The organism is Streptomyces sp. NPDC051677, assembly GCF_044453465.1.
In the GTDB taxonomy this organism is placed as follows: domain Bacteria; phylum Actinomycetota; class Actinomycetes; order Streptomycetales; family Streptomycetaceae; genus Streptomyces.
The window spans coordinates 143,198-166,102 of the sequence record NZ_JBITCT010000004.1; the positions used below are offsets into that span (position 1 = coordinate 143,198).

Below are 22,905 nucleotides of genomic sequence, written 5' to 3' on the forward strand. Positions count from 1 at the left end.
CTGCCTCAACGGCCAGGATCCCGCTCGCCCGGCTCCTGCGGTGTACGCGTCGTGAACCTGGGCAGGCGGCGGGCTACGACCTGCGCGCACAGGCTCAGCCAGGCGGCGGCCAGTAGCCAGCCGCCGAGGACGTCGCTCGGCCAGTGCACGCCGAGATACACACGGCTCAGGCCTACGGCGATGGCCCAGCAGGCGGCTACGGCGCACACCGTCCGGGCCTGGCCGGGCGCCGTCCGCCGCACCACCGCCCAGGCCAGCAGACCGGCGGCCAGCGCCGACGTCGTCGTATGGCCGGACGGGAAGGCGTAGCCGGAGGCCCGTGCCGCCCAGTCGGCGGGGGCCGGGCGGGCGCGGGCGAGCAGCTCCATCAGTCCGGAGCGGATGGACTGTCCTGCGAGGAGGACGCCCACGGCGACCGCCACGGACCAGACCCGCTCCCGGGGTGATCGTCCGGCGATCACCCCGGCCGCGGCAGCGATCAGATACGGCCAGACGCCCCCGCCCGTCGCGGTGACCCCGCGGGCCAGCGCCTCGGCCACCGGCGGCCGGTGCGCGAGCGACCAGGCGTGGAGGGCGCGGTCGCCCGGCAGGGGCGCGCCCTCGCGCACGGCCACGACCGTGGCGAGGGCGACGAACAGCACGAGGCAGACGCAGGCGAGCAGGAGCGCTATGGCCACGACCTCTTTCCTACCGGGACGAGCTCGGTTGACTACAGGCACGTAGACGATGCTGCGCACTGTAGACGAAAGAGGGCCGAGGAGCGATCGCCCGAAGGGAGGACGGGTCAGGCCCAGGCCGTCACCGGCACGAAAGAGCTGTCCTGGCGGAAGAGGTCCGTGCCGTCCGGCTGCTCCACGCGGAGTTGGTAGTTGTAGTGGCGCAGGTAGTAGCCGGGGTAGTTGTACGACTCGAAGCGGATCGCCCCGCTCGTCGTGCCCGTCCGGGCGATGAACGTGGCGTCTTTGGCGAAGGTCGACGTGCCGTCGTTGGCGTCGAAGCGGCCCCGGAAGGAGTAGTGGCGCAGGTAGTTGCCGGACGCGTCGCGGAACGAGTAGGCGTTCGCGTCCGCGAGACCCGCCACGACGGTGAAGGTGGACGCCTGCTTCTCGGCGGTGGTGCTGGAGCCGGTCACCACGGGCAGGTTGAGCAGGGCGGACTGCTCCTGCCAGTAGCGGGTGGTGTAGTTGGCGGAGCGCAGGGAGCGGGTGGCGTTCTTCGTGATGCCCGGGCCGCCGGTCACCGTCTCCTTGATCACCGTGAAGTGGCGTGCCGTGCCCGAGATGCCCGGCAGGGCCTTCGGCGCGGTCCAGGTGGCGAAGGTGTCGTAGCTGTCGCTGTAGTAGTAGTTGCCGTCGCCGTAGCCGTCGAAGAAGATCCGCCAGCCGCCGTTGTCGAGCTGGATGACGGACGGCCCCTCGCGGTAGCTGCCCCAGCCCGCCCAGTCGCCGGTCTTGGTGATCGTGTACGGGCCGGCGAGGCTGGACGCGGTGCCGTACTCGATGTACTTCGCCGTCTCGTTCTTCGTGAACGCGTGGTACGTCGAGCCGGTCTTCACGATGTAGGTGTCGATGTGGTTCGGCCCGATGCCGGACAGGGCGACCGGTGAACTCCAGGTGGTGAGCGCGGAGTTGGTGGCCTTCAGCAGATACGGGGTGAAGATCCACTCGTCGCTGGTCACCGAGCAGGACACGATGACGTTCACGCTGCCGTCGCTGTCGACGAACCACTCCGGCGCCCAGGCGCGCGAGAGGTTCGCGATCGGGACCGTGTAGTCGTACAGGAACGTCCAGTTGACCCGGTCGGAGCTGCGGGCGAAGCCGATGGTGGTGCTGGCGTCCTGCCAGGTGTGGGTGGTGTAGGTGATGTAGTAGTAGCCGTTGGTGTGCTTGAAGACGCTCGCGTCGCGGATGCGGTTGCTGGGCGGGGTGTAGGCGGAGGACTGCACCAGTCGGAAGTCGGTGGCGTCGTCGGACTGGTAGACGTTCACCGTGCCGTCGTTGCTGTTGAGGAACGGGACGATGGTGTAGCGAGTGGCCGACCCGGCGGCCGGCGCGGCGGCGAGGGCCGTGCCGAGCAGGCCGGGCGCCTCACCGAGCACGAGTGCCGCGGCGGGCAGCACGGCCATCGCGCGCAGCAGGGCACGGCGGGACGGGGCGGGGGGACGTGTCGTCATGGTGCGGCTCTCCTACGGCTCAAGGTTCGAGATTCCGAACACAGTTCGGAACATCGATCGGAAGGTAGGGGTGAGACAGGAACACGTCAATCCTTCGCGCGGTAACAGAAGATGCCTGTGGGACGGCTGTGGCACGAGCCATGGCCGCGGGAAAACCGCGGACCGCCCGGCCGGACGAGCTGGTTCCACCCGTACCCTGTGACCATGGACGATGCGTCGATGGTCGGGCTCATGGGGCGGGTCACCGGGGCGATCGGGCCGGGACTCGTGGGCGAGGTGATCGTCCGGGTGCGCGGCGGGGCCGAGCACTTCCTCGCCTACCCGGCGGACGGCACGGGCCGCATCGAGTGCGGCACGGTGGTGATGGTGGTGGAGCACCTGCCGCCCAGGACGGTCTACGTCACCCCGGCGTACGACAGTTGAGCCTGCTGCGGCGCAGGTGAGAGCGGTTTGGTGCGCCTTCGGGAACGTAAGCGTCAAGATTGCAACAAGGATTCCACAGCGTCTTCAACCTGGACTCGGGCAGGCGCACACTCCCTTCGTTCGGTGCCGAGAGGGCACCATCCAAAGGGGGCGTATGCCGATGATCGTCGGCGTCGTTGCGGGGGCGGCGGTTGTCGCCGTTCTCGTTCTGCTGGGTCTGTTCAAGATGATGTGGCGGGTCGCGGAACCCAACGAGGCACTCGTCATCTCCGGTTCCAACCACCGCACAGAGGGCCTGGAAGCGGGGATGGGCTTCCGTATCGTCACCGGGCGCGGCACGCTGGTGATGCCCGGCGTGCAGGTGGTGCGGAAGCTGTCGCTGGATCTGAACGAGACCGAACTGCATGTGGACTGCGTGACGCACCAGGGCATTCCGCTCAAGGTTCGGGGCGTGGTCATCTTCAAGGTGGGCGACGACTTCGTGTCCATCGCCAACGCGGCCCGGCGTTTCCTCGACCAGCAGAAGCTGATGTCGGAGCGGGTGCACAACGTCTTCGCCGGTCATCTGCGGTCCATCGTGGGCGGGTTGACGGTGGAGGACATGATCCGCGACCGGGAGAAGCTCACCGGTCAGACCCGTGCCGCCTGCGGTACGGAGATGGAGAAGCTGGGCCTGATCGTGGACTCTCTGCAGATCCACGAGATCGAGGACCCGACCGGCTACATCCGCAACCTGGCGATGCCGCACGCGGCGGCCGTGCAGCGGGACGCGCGCATCGCCCAGGCGGAGGCGAACCGTCTCGCCACGGAGGCGGAGCAGGCCTCGTTCGCCCGGATGGCGGAGGCCACCCGGGACAGCGAGATCCTGCAGGCCGGCTACCAGGCCGAGCGGGACAAGGCGGGCGCCAAGGCCCGTCAGGCGGGGCCTCTCGCCGACGCGGCCGCCCGGCAGGAGGTCGTCGTCCAGGAGACCCGGGTCGCCGAACTTGAGGCGCACCGCAGGGAGCAGCAGCTCCAGGCGGACGTCCGCAAGCCCGCGGACGCGAAGGCGTACGAGAAGCGCACGCTGGCCGAGGCCGAGCGCGACGCCCGGATCTCGGCGGCGCAGGCCAAGGCGAAGGAGACCGAGCTCGCGTCCGCCGCCGAGGCGAGCCGGCTCAAGCAGGCCGCCGGCGCCGAGGCCGAGGCGACCAGGGCCCGCGGTGAGGCCACCGCGGCCGCGACCCGGGCCACCGGTGAGGCCGAGGCGGCCGCCGCGCAGGCCAGGGGTCTGGCGGAGGCCGAGGCGACGAAGGCGCAGGGCCTTGCGGAGGCGGAGGCCATCAAGGCCCGGGCCGCCGCGCTGGCCGAGAACCAGGAGGCGGTCGTCGCCCAGCAACTCGCCGAGAACTGGCCGGAGATCGTACGGGCCGGCGCGTCCGCGTTCGGCAACGTCGACAACATGGTGCTGCTCAACGGCGCGGACGGCATGGCGGACGTTTTCGCCAAGGCGCTCACCATGGGCGGGACGGGCCTCGGCCTGGCCCGTCAGCTGCTCGCCTCGATGAACCAGAACGGGCAGGCCCCGCAGGGGACTTCGCCCCTCAACGGGATCGCGAGCCCGCCGTCGGCCCCGCCTTCGCAGCGGGTGCCGGTCGAGGAGAAGTGACCCAGCGGTGAAACGCGGTCACGGGGGCAGCCTCTAAGGTGCCCCCGTGACCGCGTTTACCGATGCAGATGCAGACGTCCCGGGCCGCTCCGGCCCCTCCGCCACGACCGAGGCCGACCCCCGCGAGGTCGGCCGGGTGCGCACCGAGTACTCCCCCGCGCACGACGGCGACCCCGATCCCGGCGAGATCGTGTGGACCTGGGTGCCCTTCGAGGAGAACGACGGCCGGGGCAAGGACCGCCCGGTGCTCGTCGTCGCCCGGGAGGCGGGCGGCGCCTTTCTCGCCGTGCAGCTGTCCAGCAAGCGGCATGACGGCGACCGGGAGTGGGTGGCGATCGGGAGCGGGCCCTGGGACCGGACCGGACGGGACTCCTGGGTGGACGTCGACCGCATCCTGCGCCTCCACGAGGACGGCATGCGCCGCGAGGCCTGCGCGCTGGACCGGATGCGGTTCAACCTGGTCCGCCAGCGGCTGCATGAGCGCTACGGCTGGACCTGAGCGCCCGTCAGACCCTGGAGCGGGGTGAACGCCTCCTCGAAGGCGCTCCGCACCACGCTGCGCGGCGTCCGGTCCAGCACCCCGAACACCACATGGTCGAACGTCTGCCCGAACCGCCCGTCGGGGCCCAGCAGCGCCCGGAACGCCCCCGCCACCTGCGCGGGATCGTTGCGGAACACCCCGCAGCCCCACGCGCCCAGGACGAGCCGCCGGTAGCCGTGCGCGGCGGCCGTCTCCAGGACGCGCTCGGCACGGACCGCCAGCGCGCGCGGCAGCTCGGACGTGCGCTCCGGCGTCGTCCGCAGCACCACGCCGGCGTTGGGCGCGGCGGCCGTCAGGAAGCCGACGGCGTACGGGTCGTCCAGCAGTCGGCCGCGGTCGTCACGGAAGACGGGCACGGCCGGTGAGTGGATGACGCGGTCCGTGTAGAACGGGTCGCGGTGGGCGCGGTGGTGGTCGTAGAACTCCCGGGCCGTGAGCAGGCAGGTGTACAGCGCGGAGGCCCGGCACAGGGCCTCCTCCTGCGCCTGGGCGCCGTTGAGGTAGCCGCCGCCGGGGTTGCGCGCGGAGGCGAAGTTCAGGGCGGCGACCGGGCCGGCGGCGGCGAGCCGGCGGGCGGCCTCCAGGCTGCTCTCGCCCGTGACCTCGATCAGCGTGTCCGCGATCGGCGTCACCGGGGCGGGAACGGCGACCGGCGCCGGTCCTGCCGTCCGCGTTCCCGCCCGGGCCGCCTCGATCGGCGCCGCGAGGGACACCTCGCTCCCGTCGGACGCGCGGTAGCCGCCCGCAGCGACGATCTCCTGCGTCTCGCGGGCGATGCCGCGCAGTCGCGCGCTCATGGCGCCACCCCCGTGGACTCCATGGTCACGCGCCGCGCGGTCACTCGCGCCCCGCCCGTCTCCCCCGCCGTGCTCATACACGCATCGTGAGCGATGCTGGACACCTGGTGCAACAGGATTTTCCGGGTCGGGCAACGCCGCGCCGACACGCCGAAAACACACAGAGAACAGCTCGACATCGGCATGGAATGAGCAGGGAATCCAGCATTCCCGGTCCCAAAAGTGCCGTTGTGCACCCTTGTGCGATTCGAATCGAGGGTCTTGGGTGGAACGAGCTATGCCGGTCCGGCCGCACCGAGGCCGGACCGGTGGCATGGTGGAATCTCAGGAGGATCCCGACATGTCCGATTCGGTCAGCGACTGTACCGACAGCACCGGAGGTACCGAGCGCCACACCGCCCTCACCGAAGCCGAGGTGGAGGCCCTGGTCAGGGGCATCTGCTTCAAGACCGGCCCGCCCCGCACCGTCGGGGTCGAGGTGGAATGGCTCGTCCACGAGCTGCGCTCGCCGCAGCTTCCCGTCACAACTGAACGACTCGAAACCGCGTACGCCGCACTGCGCACCGTGCCTCTGGGCTCGCCGCTCACCGTCGAACCCGGCGGCCAGCTGGAACTGAGCTCACCGCCCGCCGCCTCCCTGATGGAATGCGTGGGCACCGTCTCCGCCGACCTCGCCGCCGTCCGCGCGGCCCTGGCCGAGCACGGGCTCGCCCTCTCCGGCAACGGCACGGACCCCTGGCGCCCACCCCGAAGGTTCCTGCACGAGCCCCGCTACGACGCCATGGAGGCCTGCCTCGACCGCACGGGCCCGGCCGGCCGCGCCATGATGTGCACCTCGGCCTCCGTACAGGTCTGCCTGGACGCCGGGTACGAGGAGCCCGGCCCCTTGGGACACGGACGGCGCTGGTGGCTGTCGCACACGCTGGGCGCGGTGCTGGTGGCGGCCTTCGCCAACTCCCCGCTGCTCGGCGGCAGCCCCACCGGCTGGCGTTCCACCCGGCAGTTGCTGTGGATGGAGATCGGCGCCGGCCGGGCGGGCGGACCCGTCCTGGACGGCGATCCACGCGCCACCTGGGCCCGACACGTGCTGGACGCGCCGGTGATGTGCGTCCGGCGCGACAGCGGGCCGTGGGACGTGCCCGAGCGGCTCACGTTCCGGGAGTGGACCCGGGCGGGAGAGCCGACCCGGGAGGATCTCGACTACCACCTCACCACCTTGTTCCCGCCGGTCAGACCGCGCGGTCACCTGGAGCTGCGCATGATCGACGCGCAGCCCGGCGACGACGGCTGGATCGTCCCGCTCGCCGTGACGACGGCGCTGTTCGACGACCCGGAGGCGGCCGAGAACGCCTACCGCACCGTGAAGCCGCTGGCCGAGCGCGCCCAGCCGCTGCCGGCCCCGCACAATCCGCTGTGGATCGACGCGGCCCGGCACGGGCTGACCGACCCCGAGCTGCACGAGGTCGCCGTCGCCTGCTTCACCACGGCGCTGCGGGCCCTGCCCCGCCTCGGCGCCGACGACGGCGTCATGGACGCGGTCACGGACTACTTCAACCGCTACGTCCTCAAGGGCCGCACCCCCGCCGACGACCAGCTCGACCGCCTGCGCGGCACGGACACCCGCGCGTACGGGAAGGACCTCCGCACATGACCGAGCCCGCACTGGACACCGAGCCCGCCCCGGACACCGAGCCGGCCGGGGACGCTGCGGCCGCCCCGGACGCGGAGACCCTCCGCGCCCGTGTGCTCGCCTCGCTCACCACGGCCCGCGAGCGCACCACGCTGCTGACGAGCTGCGTGGCGGAGCCCGACCTCACCGCCCAGCACTCCCCGCTGATGTCCCCGCTGGTGTGGGACCTCGCGCACATCGGCAACCAGGAGGAGCTGTGGCTGCTGCGCGCGGTGGCCGGCCGTGAGGCGATGCGCCCGGAGATCGACGGCCTGTACGACGCCTTCGAGCACTCGCGCGCCGAACGGCCCTCGCTGCCCCTGCTGCCGCCCGCCGAGGCCCGCCGGTACGCGGCGGAGGTGCGCGGCCGGGTGATGGACGTGCTGGAGTCGGCCGACTTCCGAGGCACCCGGCTGACGGAGGCCGGCTTCGCCTTCGGGATGATCGCCCAGCACGAACAGCAGCACGACGAGACGATGCTGATCACCCATCAGCTCCGCACCGGCCCGCAGGCCCTCACCGCTCCCGACCCGGACCCGGTGCCGCTGTTCACCGGCCCGTCCGAAGTCCTCGTCCCCGGCGGCCCGTTCACGATGGGCACGTCCGGCGAACCCTGGGCGCTGGACAACGAACGGCCCGCGCACCGGCGCGAGGTGGCGGCCTTCCACATCGACACCACCCCGGTGACGAACGCCGCGTACCAGGCGTTCATCGAGGACGGCGGCTACGACGAAGAGCGCTGGTGGACCAAGGAGGGCTGGGCGCACATCCGCGGGCACGGCATCCACGCCCCGCTGTTCTGGCGGCGCGACGGCGGGCAGTGGCTGCGCCGCCGCTTCGGGGTCACCGAGGCGGTGCCGCCCGACGAGCCGGTGCTGCACGTGTGCTGGTACGAGGCCGACGCCTACGCCCGCTGGGCCGGACGCCGGCTGCCCACCGAGTCCGAGTGGGAGAAGGCGGCCCGCTTCGACCCGGCGACCGGCGGCTCGATGCGCTACCCGTGGGGCGACGCCGATCCCGGCCCCGAACACGCCAACCTGGGCCAGCGCCATCTGCGCCCGGCCCCGGCCGGCAGCTACCCGGCCGGTGAATCCCCGCTCGGGGTGCGGCAGTTGATCGGCGACGTGTGGGAGTGGACGGCCAGCGACTTCCTCCCCTACCCCGGTTTCCGGATGTTCCCGTACAAGGAGTACTCGGAGGTGTTCTTCGGCCCCGAGTACAAGGTGCTGCGCGGCGGTTCGTTCGCGGTGGACCCGGTGGCCTGCCGGGGCACGTTCCGCAACTGGGACTACCCGATCAGGCGGCAGATCTTCTCCGGGTTCCGCACCGCCCGCTCGGCCGGAGCCGCCTGATGTGCCGTCACCTCGCCTATGTGGGCCGCGAGGAGCCGCTCGGCCGGCTCCTCGCGGAGCCCCCGCACGCCCTCTACCGCCAGTCGTGGGCACCGCGCAGACAGCGGTACGGGACGGTCAACGCCGATGGTTTCGGGGTGGGTTGGTACGCCGAGGGGGACCCGGTGCCGGCGCGTTACCGCCGGGCCGGGCCCATCTGGGCCGACCTGTCCTTCGCCGACCTCGCCCGGGTCGTGCGCAGCCGGGCACTGCTGGCCGCCGTCCGCGACGCGACGCTGGCCGGGGCCGACGCGGAGGCCGCGGCGGCGCCGTACGCGGCCGGGAGCTGGTTGTTCAGCCACAACGGGGCGGTGGCGGGCTGGCCGCACTCGCTGGAGCCGCTCACCGGCTCCCTGCCCGGCGCCGAGCTGCTGTCGATGGAGGCCCGCAACGACTCGGCGTTCGTGTGGGCGCTGGTCCTGGCCCGGCTGCGCGGCGGGGACACCGAGAGTCAGGCGCTGGCGGACACGGTGGTCGAGGTCGCCGCGGCGGCCCCCGGCTCCCGGCTCAACCTGCTCCTCACCAACGGCGAGACCATCACGGCGACCGCCTGGGGCGACACCCTCTGGTATCTGGCGGAGCCCGGCCGGGGCACGGTCGTGGCCTCCGAACCCTACGACGACGATCCGCGCTGGCAGGAGGTCCCCGACCGCACCCTGCTCGCGGCGAGCCGCGCCGACGTCCTGCTCACCCCGCTCAAGGACCCGAGCCCGGACGTGGCATCCGCACCCCGCAAGGAGACCGGCACGTGAGCCCGTTCCAGATCACCCGCACCCTCCCCGAGGACGCCACGGACGCCGCCCTGCGCGCCGACGTCCAGCGCGGCCTGACCGCCGCCCCCAAGACGCTGCCGCCCAAGTGGTTCTACGACGCGCACGGCAGCGAGCTGTTCGAGCGGATCACCGAACTGCCCGAGTACTACCCGACCCGCGCCGAGCGCGAGATCCTCGTGAACCGGGCCGGCGAGATCGCGGCGGCGGCCGGCGCCCGCACCCTCGTCGAGCTCGGCTCGGGCTCCTCGGAGAAGACGCGCCACCTGATCGACGCGATGACGGAACTCGACACGTACGTGCCCGTCGACGTCAGCGAGAGCGCCCTCACCCAGGCCGGGCAGGCCCTGGTCGCCGAGCGGCCACGGCTGACCGTCCACGCCCTGATCGCCGACTTCACCGCGGAGTTGTCCCTGCCGGATACCCCGGGCCCGCGCCTCGTCGCCTTCCTCGGCGGCACGATCGGCAACCTGCTGCCGGCCGAGCGCGCGGTGTTCCTCGCCTCGGTGCGCGCGCTGCTCGCGCCGGGCGACGCGTTGCTGCTCGGTACGGACCTCGTCAAGGACGAGGGTGTGCTGGTGCGGGCGTACGACGACGCGGCCGGGGTGACGGCCCTGTTCAACAAGAACGTTCTGGCCGTGGTCAACCGTGAACTGGACGCCGACTTCGACCCCGTGGCCTTCGACCACGTCGCGCTCTGGGACCCGGAGCACGAGTGGATCGAGATGCGGCTGCGCTCCCGGGCGGCGCAGACCCTGAAGGTGCCCGCGCTCGACCTGGCCGTCGACTTCGCGGCCGGCGAGGAACTGCGCACCGAGGTGTCGGCGAAGTTCCGGGAGGAGGGCGTGCGCGCGGAACTGTCCGCCGCGGGGCTGGAACTGACCCACTGGTGGACGGACGCCCAGGGTCGCTTCGCCCTGTCGCTGAGCACGGTGAGGTGACGGACGGCTCGCGCTCCACGGCAGACTGAGGCACGGTTGAGTGACGCGTGACACAGCCGTCACGGCGGAGAGGAGCACCCGTATGTCGAACCACACCTACCGGGTCACGGAGATCGTCGGCACCTCGCCCGACAGCGTCGACCAGGCGGTCCGCAACGGGATCAACCGTGCCTCGCAGACCCTGCGCAACCTGGACTGGTTCGAGGTGACCCAGGTGCGGGGCCAGATCGAGGACGGGCAGATCCAGCACTGGCAGGTGGGCCTGAAGGTCGGCTTCCGGCTGGAGGAGTCCGACTGACGGCTCTCAGGTCCGCCCCTCCCGCTCCTGCGCGCTCTCCAGCGCGGCGGAAGGGGCGGTCCAGCGCGCCCGTACGACGGTGAATCCCGCCCGTTCGGCGTCGTCGCAGACCAGCTCGTCGTCGTCGACCAGCACCCGGATCTCCCGGGTGCCGGCGAGCCGCTTGAGGATCTCCAGCTTGGTGCGCCGGGCGGGCCTGCGGTCGTCGTTGCGCCGCATGTGGACGCGTCCCTCCGGCAGCCCCTGCGCGGCGAGCCACTCCAGCGTGTCCCGGCGGCAGCGCTCGGGCCGGCCGGTGAGGTAGACGACCTCGCACTCCTCGGCGTGGGCCAGCGCCAGCGCGATGCCCTCCGGGATCGGCGGGTCCTGCGGCGCGGCCGCGAAGAACCCGGTCCAGTCGCGCGGTGCGCGCTCCAGGAACCGCTGTCGGTGGGCCGTGTCGGCGAGGGTGTTGTCCAGGTCGAACACGGCGAGGGGCTTCTTGCTGCTGTCGGTCACGACGCTCACCCTAAACAGATCGCCGACCCCGGCAACCTTCCCTCCCCCGGCGCCCACTGCCCTGCGACAGCAGGCAGGCGACAGTGGACTGGCGGAGGCGGAGAGCCCATGCGCAATGCGTCGATCTGGACGGCGGCGGTGCTGAGTGCGGCACTGGCGACGGTGGTGGGCCCGGCGGGCGAGGCGTCCGCCGCACCCAGGACTCTGGTCGTGGCGACGAACGGGAACGACGCGGCGCCCGGCACGCTCGCCCAGCCGCTGAGGACCGTTCAGCGGGCGGTGGACCTGGCCGCGCCCGGCGACGTCATCACCGTGCGCGGCGGCACGTACGCCCTCACCGACAACATCACCATCACCGCCTCGGGCACCGCCGCGCAGCCCATCACCCTGGGGGTCTACGGCGGTGAGCGCGTCCGCATCGACGGCGAGCGGTTGCCGGCGAGCCACACCCCGGTCGGCGGCAGCATCCCGCGCGCGGAGCGCGGGGCGATCCACCAGGAGGCCTCGTACTGGCGGATCTCGGACCTGGAGATCGTGAACGGCCCGTACGGCGTGTACTGCGACGGCTGCAACGGAAACGTCTTCTCCCGGCTCTCCACCCACGACAACTACGAGTCGGGCTTCCAGCTCCAGGGCGCCTCCGCGAACAACCAGATCCTCGACCTGGACAGTTACGCCAACCGGGACCCCCGCAAGAACGGCGAGAGCGCGGACGGGCTGGCCGTCAAGGAGGGCAGCGGCACGGGAAACGTGGTGCGCGGCGCCCGCCTGTGGAACAACGTCGACGACGGTTTCGACGCCTGGAAGTTCACCTCGCCGGTGCGGATCGAGAACACGGTCGCGTACGGAAACGGTTTCAACCGCTGGAACTTCCCGGACTTCGCCGGTGACGGCAACGGGTTCAAGCTGGGCGGGGGCAGTCCGGCGCCGGCGGTGGCGCACACCGTGCGAGGCTCGGTCGCCTTCAAGAACGCGGCGCACGGCTTCACGGACAACGGCAACCCGGGCGCCCTCGCCCTGACCAGGAACACGTCCTACGCGGCCGCGGGCACGGGCTTCGACTTCGACACCTCCGGCGCCAAGGCCGTCCTCACGGGCAACCTCGCGGTGGCCGACGCCCGCGCCTCTGCGCTGGGTTCGGCGACCGTCTCCAGCGGCAACTCCTGGGAGCTGGGCGGCACGTGGAACGCGTCCTCGGTGCTGAGCACGGACGCCGGACCGCTCACCGGCGCCCGCGCGGCCGACGGGACGCTGCCGTCCGCGCCGTCGTTCCTGGTCCCGCGCAACGAGGCGGCCGTCGGGGCACGGTTCTGACCCGGTGCGCCCGCTGAGGAATCCTGCGGGCCGCCAGGCGTTGAAACCTGTATGAGTTCCGTGATCGCCTCGGCCCGCTTCTCCGTCCTCGACCGCTCCCGCATCCGCGAGGGGCACACCGGCGCCGAGGCGCTGCGGGACACCGTGGCGCTGGCGCAGGAGGCCGAGCGCCTCGGCTACCACCGGTTCTGGGTCTCCGAACACCACGGCGTGCCCGGCGTGGCGGGTTCGGCGCCCACCGTGCTCGCGGCCGCCGTGGCCGGTGCGACGCACACGATCCGCGTGGGGACCGGAGGGGTGATGCTGCCCAACCACCGGCCGCTGGTCGTGGCCGAGCAGTTCGGCGTGCTGGAATCGCTCTTCCCCGGCCGGATCGACATGGGCCTGGGCCGCTCGGTGGGCTTCACCGACGGGGTGCGCCGGGCGCTCGGCCGGGACAAGGACGACGCCGACGACTTCGCGGCCCAGCTGGCGGAACTGCTCGGCTGGTTCCGGGGCGCCTCCCCTGCCCGGGTGCACGCGTACCCGGCGCAGGGCCTGACCGTGCCCCCGTTCGTGCTGGCCATGGGCGAGGGCGCGGAGATCGCCGCCCGCGCGGGGCTGCCGATGGTCATCGGCGACCTGCGCGACAGGGAGAAGATGCAGCGGGGCGTCGATCACTACCGCACCCGCTTCCGGCCCTCCGCCTGGGCGTCGGAGCCGTACGTCGTCATCTCCGGGACGATCGCCGTGGCCGCGACCCCCGAGGCGGCCCGACGGCTGCTGATCCCGGAGGCCTGGTCGATGGCCCACTCGCGCACCCGGGGCACCTTCCCCCCGCTGCCGCCCGCGGAGGAGGCCGAGGCCCGCACGATGACCGCGAAGGAGCGCGGCTTCTACGAATCCGGCCTGACCGGTCACCTCGCGGGCGCCGAGGAACAGGTCGCCCACGAACTGGAGACGGTGCTGAAGGAGACGGGCGCGCAGGAGGTCCTGGTCACGACCAGCACGTACGACCGCGCGGCGCTCCTGGACTCCTACCGCCGGCTGGCCGGCATCGTGCACAGCGAGCGGAGCGGCAGCTGACCGCCGCTCGCCCGGGACAGCACTAGTTCCGTTGCTCCTGCCAGGAGCGGTAGTGGTCCAGCAGGGTTTCCTCGATCGGGCGGTAGGCGACGCCGAGTTCCTCGGTGCTTCTGCGGTTGTCGACGCGGAAGCGGATGCCGAGGTGCGCCCGGATGTAGTCCTGGGAGAGGCCGAAGGCGGGGCCGAGGACGCGGACCGGCCAGTGCGGGAGGGCGGTCCGGGGCAGCCGCAGGTTGCGCGGGTGGTGCTTCAGCAGGGCTCTCGCCATCTGGCGGAAGGAGGTCATCTCCTCGGCCGCCACGATGTACCGGCCGTGCGCTTCGGGGCGTTCCGCCGCCGCGATGTGGGCCGCCGCCACGTCCCGTACGTCGACGGTGGTGAAGCTGAAGTCGGGGGCGCCGTAGAAGAAGTAGCCCTTGAAGAGCTCGTCCAGGAGGAACAGGCTGCCCGAGTCCGAGGCGGGGGTGAGGGAGGGGCCCAGGATCAGGCCGGGGTTGACGGAGACCATGCGCCAGCGCTTCTGCGCGGCCTCGGCCTCCCAGGCCGCCTGCTCCGCCACGGTCTTGGCGTAGTGGTACGGGTTGTTCTCCACCGTGCTGGTGGTGTTGAAGTACCTCTCCGACAGGGTCTGGTCGTCCATCTCCCGTACGTCGGCGTAGTCGCCGAAGATCGCGCCGACCGTGGAGGTGAAGACGAGGCGCTCGACGGTCTCCGTGCGCTCGATCGCCGCCACGACGTTGCGGGTGCCCCGCAGGGCCGGTTCCACCACGTCCCGCAGGCCGTCCTTGATCTTCTCCGGCATGAGGAACGGCGAGGCCACGTGGAAGACCACCGCGCAGCCCTTCGCCGCCTCGTCGAAGGAGCCCTCCGTCAGCAGGTCCGCCTCGAAGAGGTCGAGCCGGCCGGGATGGGCGTCCCGCAGCGCGTGCAGGGGACGGAGCTTGGCCGTGTTCGCCGTGCTGCGCACGGTGGTGTGGACGTGGTGGCCGCGTTCCAGGAGCTGCTGCACGAGATGGGCGGCCACGAAGCCGCTGCCTCCCGTCACGAGTACCGTCCGGCCGACCGGGCTTCTGCTCACGCGCGCTCCCCTCAGAGGTCGGGTCGCGTCATGGTCCCATCAGGGACGGCCGTCACCCCCTCGCTTACCGGGAATTCGTCGAACCGGCGTCCGCCGAGCGGGCCGTGCCGGTCGACCCGAGCGAGGATCCGCCGCTCCTGCGTCCCGCCCAGCACCCGGGCCCCGGCGTCGGCGGCCAGCGACCTACGGTCGGGGTGGCCGCCCGGTGCGAGCGCCGGCAGTACCTCGACGTCCGCGACCAGCCCCCGCGCCGACACCACCCGCCACAGCGAGGCGAGCAGCGAGTCCTCGCCGACGAACGCGGCCGCGGTGCTGGGCCCGCCCGCGCGGTCCACGTAGCGGATGCGTACCGGCTGGACCGGCACACGGGCGTCCAGCGCGGCCTGGAACACGGCCCGCCGGAAGTGTCCCTGGGCGCGGCCGCACCAGGTGCTGCCCTCCGGGAACACGGCGACCGCCCGCCCGGCCCGCAGCACGTCGGCGATCCGGGCGACCGTGGCGGGCAGTGCGCGCAGCCGGTCGCGGTCGATGAACAGGACGCCGCCGCGGGCGGCCAGCGCGCCTGCCACGGGCCACCGCCGGATCTCGGCCTTGGCGAGCATCCGGGCCGGGCGGACGCCGGCCAGCAGCGGGATGTCCAGCCAGGAGATGTGGTTGGCGACCAGGAGCAGCCCGGTGGCGGTGGGCGCGGGTGAGCCGGTCACCCGGATCCGCACCCCGCCGCCCGCACCACGGCCCGGCTCCAGGACCGCACCACGCGGGCCGGCATCCATCGCCCGACCGGCGACAGCACGACCCCGACCAGGACCAGCACGACCACCGACGTGAGCCGCAGCACGGCCCGCGGTACGGCCGTGAGGGACGCCGTCGTCTCCACGCACGCCCGCGGGGTGCAGGGTGCGCTGGGCAGCCAGACGCTCATCAGGCCGGGACGAGGGAGAGGAAGTGCCGCAGATAGCGCTGGTTGACCCGGCGCATCGACAGCAGCACGTACAGGTCGGCGACGCCGAAGTCGGGGTCGTGGGCGGGCTCCCCGCACACCCAGGCGCCGAGGCGGAGATAGCCGCGCAGCAGCGCCGGGAGTTCGGTGCGGGCGACCGGGCCGGCGCCGTCGGGCGTCCAGGGCAGCAGCGGCCGGACCCGGAACTCCTCCGGCGCCAGGTGCTTCTCGCGTACCCGGTCCCAGGTCGCCGTCGCCAGGGCGCCGCCGTCGGCCAGCGGGACCGAGCAGCAGCCGGCGAGCCACTCGTGGCCGCGGTCCACCATGTAGCGGGCGATCCCGGCCCAGATGAGGCCGATGACGGCGCCGTCGCGGTGGGCGGGGTGCACGCACGAGCGGCCGACCTCGACCAGGCCGGGCCGGATCGCGTCGAGCCGGCTCAGGTCGAACTCGCCGTCGGAGTAGAGCCGTCCGGCGACCGCGGCCCGCTCGGGCGGCAGCAGCCGGTAGGTGCCGACCACCTCGCCGGTGCCCTTGTCCCGGATGAGAAGGTGGTCGCAGTACGCGTCGAAGGCGTCGGTGTCCAGGCCCGGTTCAGGGCCGTCGAGCCGGGCGCCCAGCTCTCCGGCGAACACCTGGTGACGCAGCCGCTGCGCGGCCCGGACGTCGTCCAGGTCGCGGGCGAGCGACACGAGGTAGCCGGAACCGCCGGGCGGGACGGCGAGGGCTGGGGGCGAGACGGGCATGGCGGTCATGGAGGTCTCCTGCGCCGAGCGGAAAAGCATGGGGACAGTGCATGGGGAATCTGCACCTGCTTTCTTCCGCGGTCGGCTGGCCTCGGCGTGTCCGGCGCGGGACCCGTGGATGTGCGAATGCTGAATGCCGGGAGTCAATGCCGGAGGTCGTCGCCCGCCGACGGCCCGCCTCGCCGGTCCCGGCCGCCTTGTCGGGCACGTTCCGGCAGCGCTGTGGGTGCCTGGCGGGGCCGGGGATGAGCACCACTCCCGGCCCCGCCCGTCCGCACCTTGTCGGCGAACGTCCGGTGGTCCCGCCGTACCCGCTGCGGCGCTATCGCTTGGCGACCTTCCTGGTGGCGCGCAGCCACTCCTTGTTCATGCTGGTGATGGAGACCAGCGGGATGCCCTTGGGGCAGGCGGTCGCGCACTCACCGGCCAGCGTGCACCCGCCGAACCCCTCCTCGTCCATCTGCGCCACCATGTCCAGCACCCGCGTCTCCCGCTCGGGCGCCCCCTGGGGCAGGACGTTCAGGTGGTTGACCTTGGCGGAGGTGAACAGCATCGCCGCCCCGTTCGGGCAGGCGGCCACGCATGCCCCGCACCCGATGCACTCCGCGTGCTCGAAGGCGAAGTCGGCGTCCGGTTTCGGCACCGGCGTCGCATGGGCCTCCGGCGCGGCGCCGGTCGGGGCGGTGATGTACCCGCCGGCCTGGATGATCCGGTCGAAGGCCGACCGGTCCACGACCAGGTCCTTGATCACCGGGAACGCGGCGGCCCGCCACGGTTCGACGTCGATCGTGTCGCCGTCCTTGAAGGAGCGCATGTGCAGCTGGCAGGTGGTGGTGCGCTCCGGGCCGTGCGCGTCGCCGTTGATGACGAGCGAGCACGCGCCGCAGATGCCCTCGCGGCAGTCGTGGTCGAAGGCGACCGGGTCGTCGCCGCGCAGGATGAGTTCCTCGTTGAGAGTGTCGAGCATCTCCAGGAAGGACATGTCGGGCGAGATGCCGTCCACCTCGTACGTGGACATGGCGCCGTCGGCGTCGGCGTCGTGCTGCCGCCAGACGCGCAGGGTGAGCTTCATGCGTAGCTCCGCTGGGTGGGGTGGACGTACTCGAAGACCAGGTCTTCCTTGTGCAGGACGGGGGCGGAGCCGGTACTCGTGAACTCCCAGGCGGCCGCGTACCCGAACGCGTCGTCGCGGCGGGCCGCCTCGCCGTCCGGGGTCTGGGACTCCTCGCGGAAGTGGCCGCCGCAGGACTCGGCCCGGTGCAGCGCGTCGAGGCACATCAGCTCGGCGAGCTCCAGGTAGTCGACGACCCGGTTGGCCTTCTCCAGGGACTGGTTGAACTCCTCGCCGGTTCCGGGCACCTTGATGCGGCGCCAGAACTCCTCGCGGATCTGCGGAATGCGCTCCAGTGCCTTGCGCAGTCCGGCGTCCGTGCGGGCCATGCCGCAGAACTCCCACATCAGCTCGCCGACTTCACGGTGGAAGGAGTCGGGGGTGCGGTCGCCGTCGACGGACAGCAGCAGGTTCAACCGGTCCTGCGTCTGCGCCAACACCTCCTGCACGACGGGGTGTTCGTCGCCGACCTCGTCCTGGTTCGGGTTGCGGGCGAGGTAGTCGTTGATGGTGGCCGGCAGCACGAAGTAGCCGTCGGCGAGGCCCTGCATCAGCGCGGACGCGCCGAGGCGGTTCGCGCCGTGGTCGGAGAAGTTGGCCTCACCGATCGCGAACAGGCCCGGGACGGTGGTCTGCAGGTCGTAGTCGACCCACAGACCACCCATCGTGTAGTGCACGGCCGGGTAGATCCGCATCGGCGTCTCGTACGGATCCTCGTCGGTGATCCGCTGGTACATGTCGAAGAGGTTGCCGTACTTGGCTTCGACGGCCGCCCGGCCCATCCGCTCGACGGCGTCGGCGAAGTCCAGGTAGACGCCCTGCCCGCCGGGGCCGACTCCCCTGCCCTCGTCGCAGACGTTCTTCGCGGCGCGGGAGGCGATGTCACGCGGGACCAGGTTGCCGAAGGAGGGGTAGATGCGCTCCAGGTAGTAGTCGCGCTCGTCCTCGGGGATCCGGTTCGGCGGACGGTCGTCGCCCTTGGCCTTCGGCACCCAGATCCGGCCGTCGTTGCGCAGCGACTCGCTCATCAACGTCAGCTTCGACTGGTGGTCGCCGGTGCGCGGGATGCAGGTGGGATGGATCTGCGTGAAGCAGGGGTTGGCGAAGTACGCGCCACGCCGGTGCGCCCGCCAGATCGCGGTGGCGTTGGAGTTCATGGCGTTGGTCGACAGGTAGAAGACGTTTCCGTAACCGCCGCTCGCCAGGACGACGGCGTCGGCGACGTACGTGTCGATCTTCCCCGTGATCAGGTCCCGCGCCACGATCCCGCGCGCCCGCCCGTCGATCACGATCAGGTCGAGCATCTCCGTGCGCGGGTGCATCTCGATGGCGCCCGCGGCGATCTGCCTGCTGAGCGCCTGGTACGCGCCCAGCAGGAGTTGCTGGCCCGTCTGGCCGCGGGCGTAGAAGGTCCGCGACACCTGGACGCCGCCGAAGGAGCGCGTGTCGAGCAGACCGCCGTACTCGCGGGCGAAGGGCACGCCCTGCGCCACGCACTGGTCGATGATCTCGACGGAGATCTGCGCGAGCCGGTGGACGTTGGACTCGCGCGCCCGGAAGTCGCCGCCCTTGACGGTGTCGTAGAACAGCCGGTGGATGGAGTCGCCGTCGTTGCGGTAGTTCTTGGCCGCGTTGATGCCGCCCTGCGCGGCGATGGAGTGGGCGCGGCGCGGGGAGTCCTGGTAGCAGAACTGGACCACGTGGTAGCCCTGTTCGGCGAGGGTGGCCCCGGCGGAGCCGCCGGCGAGGCCGGTGCCGACGACGATCACGGTGTGCTTGCGCCGGTTCGCCGGGTTGACCAGCTTGGCCTCGAAGCGGCGGGTGTCCCAGCGCTCGGCGACGGGGCCGGCGGGGGCTTTGGCGTCGGCGAGGGGCTCGCCGGTCTCGTAGTCCACGTAGTCGGTCATTCAGCTCACCACTTTGGTCATGACGCCCACGGGCACGGCGATGAAGCCGGCCGTGAGCAGCAGCGCGAGGACGTCGGCGACGGTCTTCAGGGCGCGGTCGCGGGTGCGGCTGCCGACGCCGAGGGTCTGGGCGGCGCTCCAGAAGCCGTGCCGGACGTGCAGCCCGAGGGCGAGCATCGCGACGATGTAGATGACGTTGCCGTACCAGGTGGAGAAGGTGTCCACGACGTTCTGGTACGGGTGGCCCTCCTGGAAGCCGCCGCTGTGCACGGTGCCGGTCGTCAGGTCCAGGATGTGCCAGACGATGAACAGGCCGAGGATGATCCCGCCCCAGCGCATGGTGCGCGTGGCATAGCTCGCCCGCGGCTTGTTGTGCACGTACTTGCTGGGCCGCGCCCTGATGTCGCGGCGGCTGAGCTGGTACGCGGAGACGGCGTGGGCGACGACCGCGACGACCAGCACCACGCGGATCAGCCAGAGCGTCCACTCGTAGTGCATGAAGGGCTCGCCGACCGTGCGCAGCCAGTGCGCGTAGTGGTTGAACTCGCCCGCTCCGAAGAAGATCTTCAGGTTGCCGATCATGTGGACGACCAGGTACAGCAGCATGATCACGCCGCTGACGGCCATCACGGTCTTCTTGCCGACGGAGGAGTCCCACACGGTGCGTGCCATGGACGGCCGTCGGTCCGTCCGCGTTGCCAGAGCCATGGGTCAAGACGCTAGGGCCGGGCCACCCCATCGGTCCAAGACATGGTCCGCCTCGATTCCATAGGCTGTGGCTATCGAGGCGTAGGGTTGCGGCATGCAGTTCCAGCAGCTCCAGTACTTCGTGGCGGTCGCCGAGACCCGGCACTTCACCCGGGCCGCCGAACTCGTGCACGTGGCGCAGCCCTCGCTGTCGCAGCAGATCAAGGCGCTGGAGCGGGAGTTGGGCGCCGATCTGTTCCTGCGGGCGCGCGGCAACATCACGCTCACCGACGCGGGCGAGGCGCTGCTGCCGCTGGCCCGGCGGATCCTGGCGGACACCGAGACCGCGCGGTACGAGGTGCAGGAGCTGGTGCAGCTGCGCAGCGGCCGGGTGCGGCTCGGGGCGACGCCGAGCGTGTGCACGGGTCTGCTGCCGGACGTGCTGCGCGCCTTCCACGACCGTTATCCGGGCATCCGGCTGCTGATCGAGGAGGGCGGCTCGCACGACCTGGTCCGGGAGCTGGCCCGCGGCGCCCTGGACCTCGCCCTGGTCGTCCTGCCGCTGCCGACCCCGTCCCCGGCGCTGACGACGGTGGAACTGCTGCGGGAGGACCTGGTCGTGGTGTCCTCCCCCGAGGCGTCGAAGCCGGGCGACGGGCGGCGCACGGTCCGGGTCGCCGATCTGGAGGGCGAACGCCTGGTGATGTTCCGGCACGGCTACGACCTGCGGGAACTCACCGTGGCCGCGTGCCGGGCGGAGGGCTTCGAGCCGGACTTCGCGGTGGAGGGCGGGGAGATGGACGCGGTGCTCGGGTTCGTGCGGGCGGGGCTCGGGGTGGCCGTGGTCCCCCGGATGGTGGCCGCCCGCTCGGGCCGGGGGCTGCGGGTCACCCCGCTCGCCCGGCCCGGCCTGCACCGCACGATCGCCCTCGCGCACCGCAGCGACGTGGCTCCGCCGCGGGCCGCGCGGGAGTTGCAGCGGATGCTGCTGGAGAGATGAGCCCTCAGCCCTCGGCCGCCGGGCGCAGCACCTCCTCGCACCACTGGCGGAAGGTGGTGGGGGCCAGGTCGGGGGTGGTGGGCTGGGAGGAGCCGTAGATGCCCTGGTCGTTCTGGGCCCTCACCATGTCGATGTAGTCGCGGGCCCAGCCCTCGGCCGCCCCGGCGCGCAGCAGCCCGGCCCGCTGCTCGGCGAGGGGAACGAACTCCGTGCGCACCGGCCGGCCGAGCACCTCGGCGAGGACGCCGGCCATGCCCTCGGGGGTCAGGTCGTCCGGGCTGACCAGAGGGACGTCCGCCCGCCCGGTCCAGGAGTCGTCCAGCAGCAGCCGGGCGGCGGCGGCGCCGATGTCGCGGGTGGCGCACAGCCGCAGCACGCGGTCGGTCACGAGCGGGGTGGCGAACACGCCGGTGTCGCGGATCGCGGCCAGCTGGCGGAGCGTGTTCTCCATCAGGGCGGGCGGGCACAGCGCCCGGTAGTGGACGCCCGTGGCGGCGATCGTCTCGTCCATGGCCAGCCCCGCCGAGATCAGTCCGGCGTTCCTCGCGACGCCCCGGCCCAGGGTCGAGACGGCGACGACCCGTTCGACGCCGTGGGTCCCGATCACCTCGCACAGCGGCTCGGTGAAGGCCCCGAAGTAGGTGTCGGCGTGCTCGGCGAAGGGCGACGGGGGCACCAGCCAGAACACCCGGTCGGCGCCCTGACAGGCCTCCTTCAGCACGGCGGCGTCGGCGTGCGACCCCTGGACGACGTCGACGCGCTCGCGCACCTGCGGGGCGAGCGAGCCGGGGTCGCGGACGATCACCCGGACCGGTGCGGAGCCCTCGCCGGCGGCTAGCAGGCGGGCGACGACCTCACGGCCGATCTGCCCGGTGGGTGTGGTGACCACGATCATGAACTGCTCCTGAAACAGGCTCGGTTGGGATGTCCCTCGGTGGGATGTCGTCGAGCCTGCCGCCCGGCGGCGGTGAACTGAAGGACCCGTTCGGTCGCGGTTGTTACCCTCAGAGCAATACCGAACCGAGGGAGCCGCCCATGGAGTCCCGTCCGCTGCGCTATTTCGTCGCCGTGGCCGAGGAGCTCAACTTCACCCGCGCCGCAGAGCGGCTGGGCATCTCGGCGCCGCCGCTGTCCCGGGCGATCCGTCAGTTGGAGTCGGAGCTGGGGGCCGCCCTCTTCGAGCGGACCACCCACAGCGTGGCGCTCACCCCGGCGGGCGAAGTCCTCCTGACGGAGGCCCGGTTCGCGCTGGAGGCGTTGGAGGCCGCGGGCCGGCGCGCGCGGCGGGCCGCCGACGGCCCGAAGCTGGTGCTGGCCGTGAAGGCCGACGGCGACGCGGGGCTGCTGGAGGCGCTGTGCGCGCGCTACGCGCAGGAGCCGTCCGCACTGCCGGTCACCGTCCGCCTGAGCGGATGGCGGGAGCAGCCCCGGCTGCTGCGGCTCGGCGAGGCCGACGCCGCGCTGATCTACGAGCCGTTCGACCGCACCGGCCTCGACTCCGAGAGGCTCACCACCGAGCCGTACGTCGCCGCTCTCGCGGCAGACCACCCGCTCGCCGCCCGTGACCGGGTGACCCTCGCCGACCTGGGCCTGCGCCCCGGCGACCTGCACCGGTACCTGGACGAGATCCGCAGCCAGGGCCGCGACCTCGCCCAACTCATCACCCTGGTCGGCCTCGGCCGTGTCGTGCCCCTGCTCCCCGCCTCCGTCGTGGTCCGCTACCCCCGCCCGAACGTCGTCTACCGCCCGGTGCCGGACGCCCCGCCCGCGTCCCTGGCCATCGTCTGGCCGCAGCAGTCCCGCTCGACGGCCACCGCCGCCCTCGTCCGCGCCGCCGTGTCGGTGGCGGAAGCCGCCGGGGAGAACGCCACCGTGACGCCCTTGCGGGAACGGGAAGCGGGCTGACGG

The 22,905-nt window shown here is 72.2% G+C and carries 22 protein-coding genes and 1 pseudogene; 12 read left to right on the top strand and 11 right to left on the bottom strand.

Going from position 1 to position 22,905, the window contains the following annotated elements; genetic code table 11:
• Positions 1–5: 5 nt before the first annotated feature.
• A complete protein-coding gene (locus tag ACIBAF_RS06445) occupies positions 6–677 on the bottom strand; it encodes a phosphatase PAP2 family protein (protein ID WP_399461978.1) in 672 nt (223 codons plus the stop codon).
• Positions 678–784: 107 nt separating this feature from the next.
• Positions 785–2,173 carry a glycoside hydrolase family 43 protein gene (locus ACIBAF_RS06450; RefSeq protein WP_399461979.1) on the bottom strand — a complete coding sequence of 463 codons (1,389 nt, stop codon included), beginning with the start codon at positions 2,171–2,173 and terminating at the stop codon, positions 785–787.
• Positions 2,174–2,377: 204 nt separating this feature from the next.
• Here ACIBAF_RS06450 and ACIBAF_RS06455 point away from each other — a divergent pair, with 204 nt between their 5' ends.
• The 3 genes from ACIBAF_RS06455 (at position 2,378) to ACIBAF_RS06465 (ending at position 4,743) form a co-directional block, all read left to right on the top strand.
• Positions 2,378–2,596 (top strand): hypothetical protein, encoded by a 219-nt coding sequence (locus tag ACIBAF_RS06455; RefSeq protein ID WP_319347097.1) that lies wholly within the window; start codon positions 2,378–2,380, stop codon positions 2,594–2,596.
• A gap of 154 nt (positions 2,597–2,750) precedes the next feature.
• Positions 2,751–4,244: a flotillin family protein gene (locus ACIBAF_RS06460; protein WP_399461980.1), complete on the top strand. Its 1,494-nt coding sequence runs from the start codon at positions 2,751–2,753 to the stop codon at positions 4,242–4,244.
• A gap of 46 nt (positions 4,245–4,290) precedes the next feature.
• Positions 4,291–4,743, top strand: coding sequence for a type II toxin-antitoxin system PemK/MazF family toxin (locus ACIBAF_RS06465; RefSeq protein ID WP_399461981.1), 453 nt, complete (start codon positions 4,291–4,293; stop codon positions 4,741–4,743).
• On the opposite strand, the gene ACIBAF_RS06470 is transcribed toward ACIBAF_RS06465, so the two are convergent.
• Positions 4,728–5,582, bottom strand: coding sequence for a TIGR02452 family protein (locus tag ACIBAF_RS06470; protein ID WP_399461982.1), 855 nt, complete (start codon positions 5,580–5,582; stop codon positions 4,728–4,730). The genes ACIBAF_RS06465 and ACIBAF_RS06470 overlap by 16 nt on opposite strands.
• 340 nt (positions 5,583–5,922) lie before the next feature.
• Between ACIBAF_RS06470 and egtA the strand changes: the two genes are divergently transcribed.
• The 5 genes from egtA to ACIBAF_RS06495 all read left to right on the top strand — a co-directional run bounded on the left by egtA (position 5,923) and on the right by ACIBAF_RS06495 (position 10,651).
• Positions 5,923–7,233 carry an ergothioneine biosynthesis glutamate--cysteine ligase EgtA gene (gene egtA / locus ACIBAF_RS06475; RefSeq protein ID WP_399461983.1) on the top strand — a complete coding sequence of 437 codons (1,311 nt, stop codon included), beginning with the start codon at positions 5,923–5,925 and terminating at the stop codon, positions 7,231–7,233.
• Complete coding sequence (gene egtB / locus ACIBAF_RS06480; protein ID WP_399461984.1) at positions 7,230–8,603, top strand: ergothioneine biosynthesis protein EgtB; 1,374 nt, start codon at positions 7,230–7,232, stop codon at positions 8,601–8,603. Before egtA ends, egtB begins: the two co-directional genes overlap by 4 nt.
• Complete coding sequence (egtC, locus tag ACIBAF_RS06485) at positions 8,603–9,394, top strand: ergothioneine biosynthesis protein EgtC (RefSeq protein ID WP_399461985.1); 792 nt, start codon at positions 8,603–8,605, stop codon at positions 9,392–9,394. Before egtB ends, egtC begins: the two co-directional genes overlap by 1 nt.
• The gene (egtD, locus tag ACIBAF_RS06490; protein WP_399461986.1) at positions 9,391–10,353 is read left to right on the top strand and encodes an L-histidine N(alpha)-methyltransferase; all 963 of its coding nucleotides are present in this window, start codon (positions 9,391–9,393) and stop codon (positions 10,351–10,353) included. The genes egtC and egtD overlap by 4 nt, the downstream gene beginning before the upstream one ends.
• A gap of 82 nt (positions 10,354–10,435) precedes the next feature.
• Positions 10,436–10,651 (top strand): dodecin, encoded by a 216-nt coding sequence (locus ACIBAF_RS06495; RefSeq protein WP_399461987.1) that lies wholly within the window; start codon positions 10,436–10,438, stop codon positions 10,649–10,651.
• Between the two features lie 6 nt (positions 10,652–10,657).
• Here the strand turns inward: ACIBAF_RS06495 and ACIBAF_RS06500 are convergent, their stop codons facing one another.
• Positions 10,658–11,149, bottom strand: coding sequence for a hypothetical protein (locus ACIBAF_RS06500; RefSeq protein WP_399461988.1), 492 nt, complete (start codon positions 11,147–11,149; stop codon positions 10,658–10,660).
• A 108-nt stretch (positions 11,150–11,257) separates the two neighbouring features.
• Between ACIBAF_RS06500 and ACIBAF_RS06505 the strand changes: the two genes are divergently transcribed.
• Both ACIBAF_RS06505 and ACIBAF_RS06510 read left to right on the top strand, forming a co-directional pair.
• Positions 11,258–12,463: a right-handed parallel beta-helix repeat-containing protein gene (locus ACIBAF_RS06505; protein WP_399461989.1), complete on the top strand. Its 1,206-nt coding sequence runs from the start codon at positions 11,258–11,260 to the stop codon at positions 12,461–12,463.
• Positions 12,464–12,514: 51 nt separating this feature from the next.
• Positions 12,515–13,528 carry an LLM class flavin-dependent oxidoreductase gene (locus ACIBAF_RS06510; protein ID WP_399461990.1) on the top strand — a complete coding sequence of 338 codons (1,014 nt, stop codon included), beginning with the start codon at positions 12,515–12,517 and terminating at the stop codon, positions 13,526–13,528.
• Between the two features lie 22 nt (positions 13,529–13,550).
• Here the strand turns inward: ACIBAF_RS06510 and ACIBAF_RS06515 are convergent, their stop codons facing one another.
• From ACIBAF_RS06515 to ACIBAF_RS06540, 6 genes and pseudogenes are all read right to left on the bottom strand, one after another.
• Positions 13,551–14,606: an NAD-dependent epimerase/dehydratase family protein gene (locus ACIBAF_RS06515; RefSeq protein ID WP_399461991.1), complete on the bottom strand. Its 1,056-nt coding sequence runs from the start codon at positions 14,604–14,606 to the stop codon at positions 13,551–13,553.
• A gap of 11 nt (positions 14,607–14,617) precedes the next feature.
• A pseudogene (locus tag ACIBAF_RS06520) lies at positions 14,618–15,528 on the bottom strand (lysophospholipid acyltransferase family protein).
• Positions 15,528–16,301 carry a GNAT family N-acetyltransferase gene (locus ACIBAF_RS06525; protein WP_399461992.1) on the bottom strand — a complete coding sequence of 258 codons (774 nt, stop codon included), beginning with the start codon at positions 16,299–16,301 and terminating at the stop codon, positions 15,528–15,530. The pseudogene ACIBAF_RS06520 and the gene ACIBAF_RS06525 overlap by 1 nt, the downstream one beginning before the upstream one ends.
• A 313-nt stretch (positions 16,302–16,614) precedes the next feature.
• Positions 16,615–17,364, bottom strand: coding sequence for a succinate dehydrogenase/fumarate reductase iron-sulfur subunit (locus ACIBAF_RS06530; protein WP_399461993.1), 750 nt, complete (start codon positions 17,362–17,364; stop codon positions 16,615–16,617).
• Entirely contained in the window at positions 17,361–19,310 is a 1,950-nt protein-coding gene (locus ACIBAF_RS06535; RefSeq protein ID WP_399461994.1) for a fumarate reductase/succinate dehydrogenase flavoprotein subunit, read from the bottom strand. The genes ACIBAF_RS06530 and ACIBAF_RS06535 overlap by 4 nt, the downstream gene beginning before the upstream one ends.
• On the bottom strand, positions 19,311–19,982 hold the full coding sequence (locus ACIBAF_RS06540) for a succinate dehydrogenase (RefSeq protein ID WP_399461995.1): 672 nt from the start codon (positions 19,980–19,982) through the stop codon (positions 19,311–19,313).
• A 130-nt stretch (positions 19,983–20,112) separates the two neighbouring features.
• Here ACIBAF_RS06540 and ACIBAF_RS06545 point away from each other — a divergent pair, with 130 nt between their 5' ends.
• A complete protein-coding gene (locus tag ACIBAF_RS06545) occupies positions 20,113–20,997 on the top strand; it encodes a LysR family transcriptional regulator (protein ID WP_399461996.1) in 885 nt (294 codons plus the stop codon).
• Between the two features lie 4 nt (positions 20,998–21,001).
• On the opposite strand, the gene ACIBAF_RS06550 is transcribed toward ACIBAF_RS06545, so the two are convergent.
• Positions 21,002–21,892: an NAD(P)H-binding protein gene (locus tag ACIBAF_RS06550; RefSeq protein WP_399461997.1), complete on the bottom strand. Its 891-nt coding sequence runs from the start codon at positions 21,890–21,892 to the stop codon at positions 21,002–21,004.
• A 140-nt stretch (positions 21,893–22,032) separates the two neighbouring features.
• Here ACIBAF_RS06550 and ACIBAF_RS06555 point away from each other — a divergent pair, with 140 nt between their 5' ends.
• Positions 22,033–22,902, top strand: coding sequence for a LysR family transcriptional regulator (locus ACIBAF_RS06555; RefSeq protein ID WP_399461998.1), 870 nt, complete (start codon positions 22,033–22,035; stop codon positions 22,900–22,902).
• Positions 22,903–22,905: the final 3 nt, after the last annotated feature.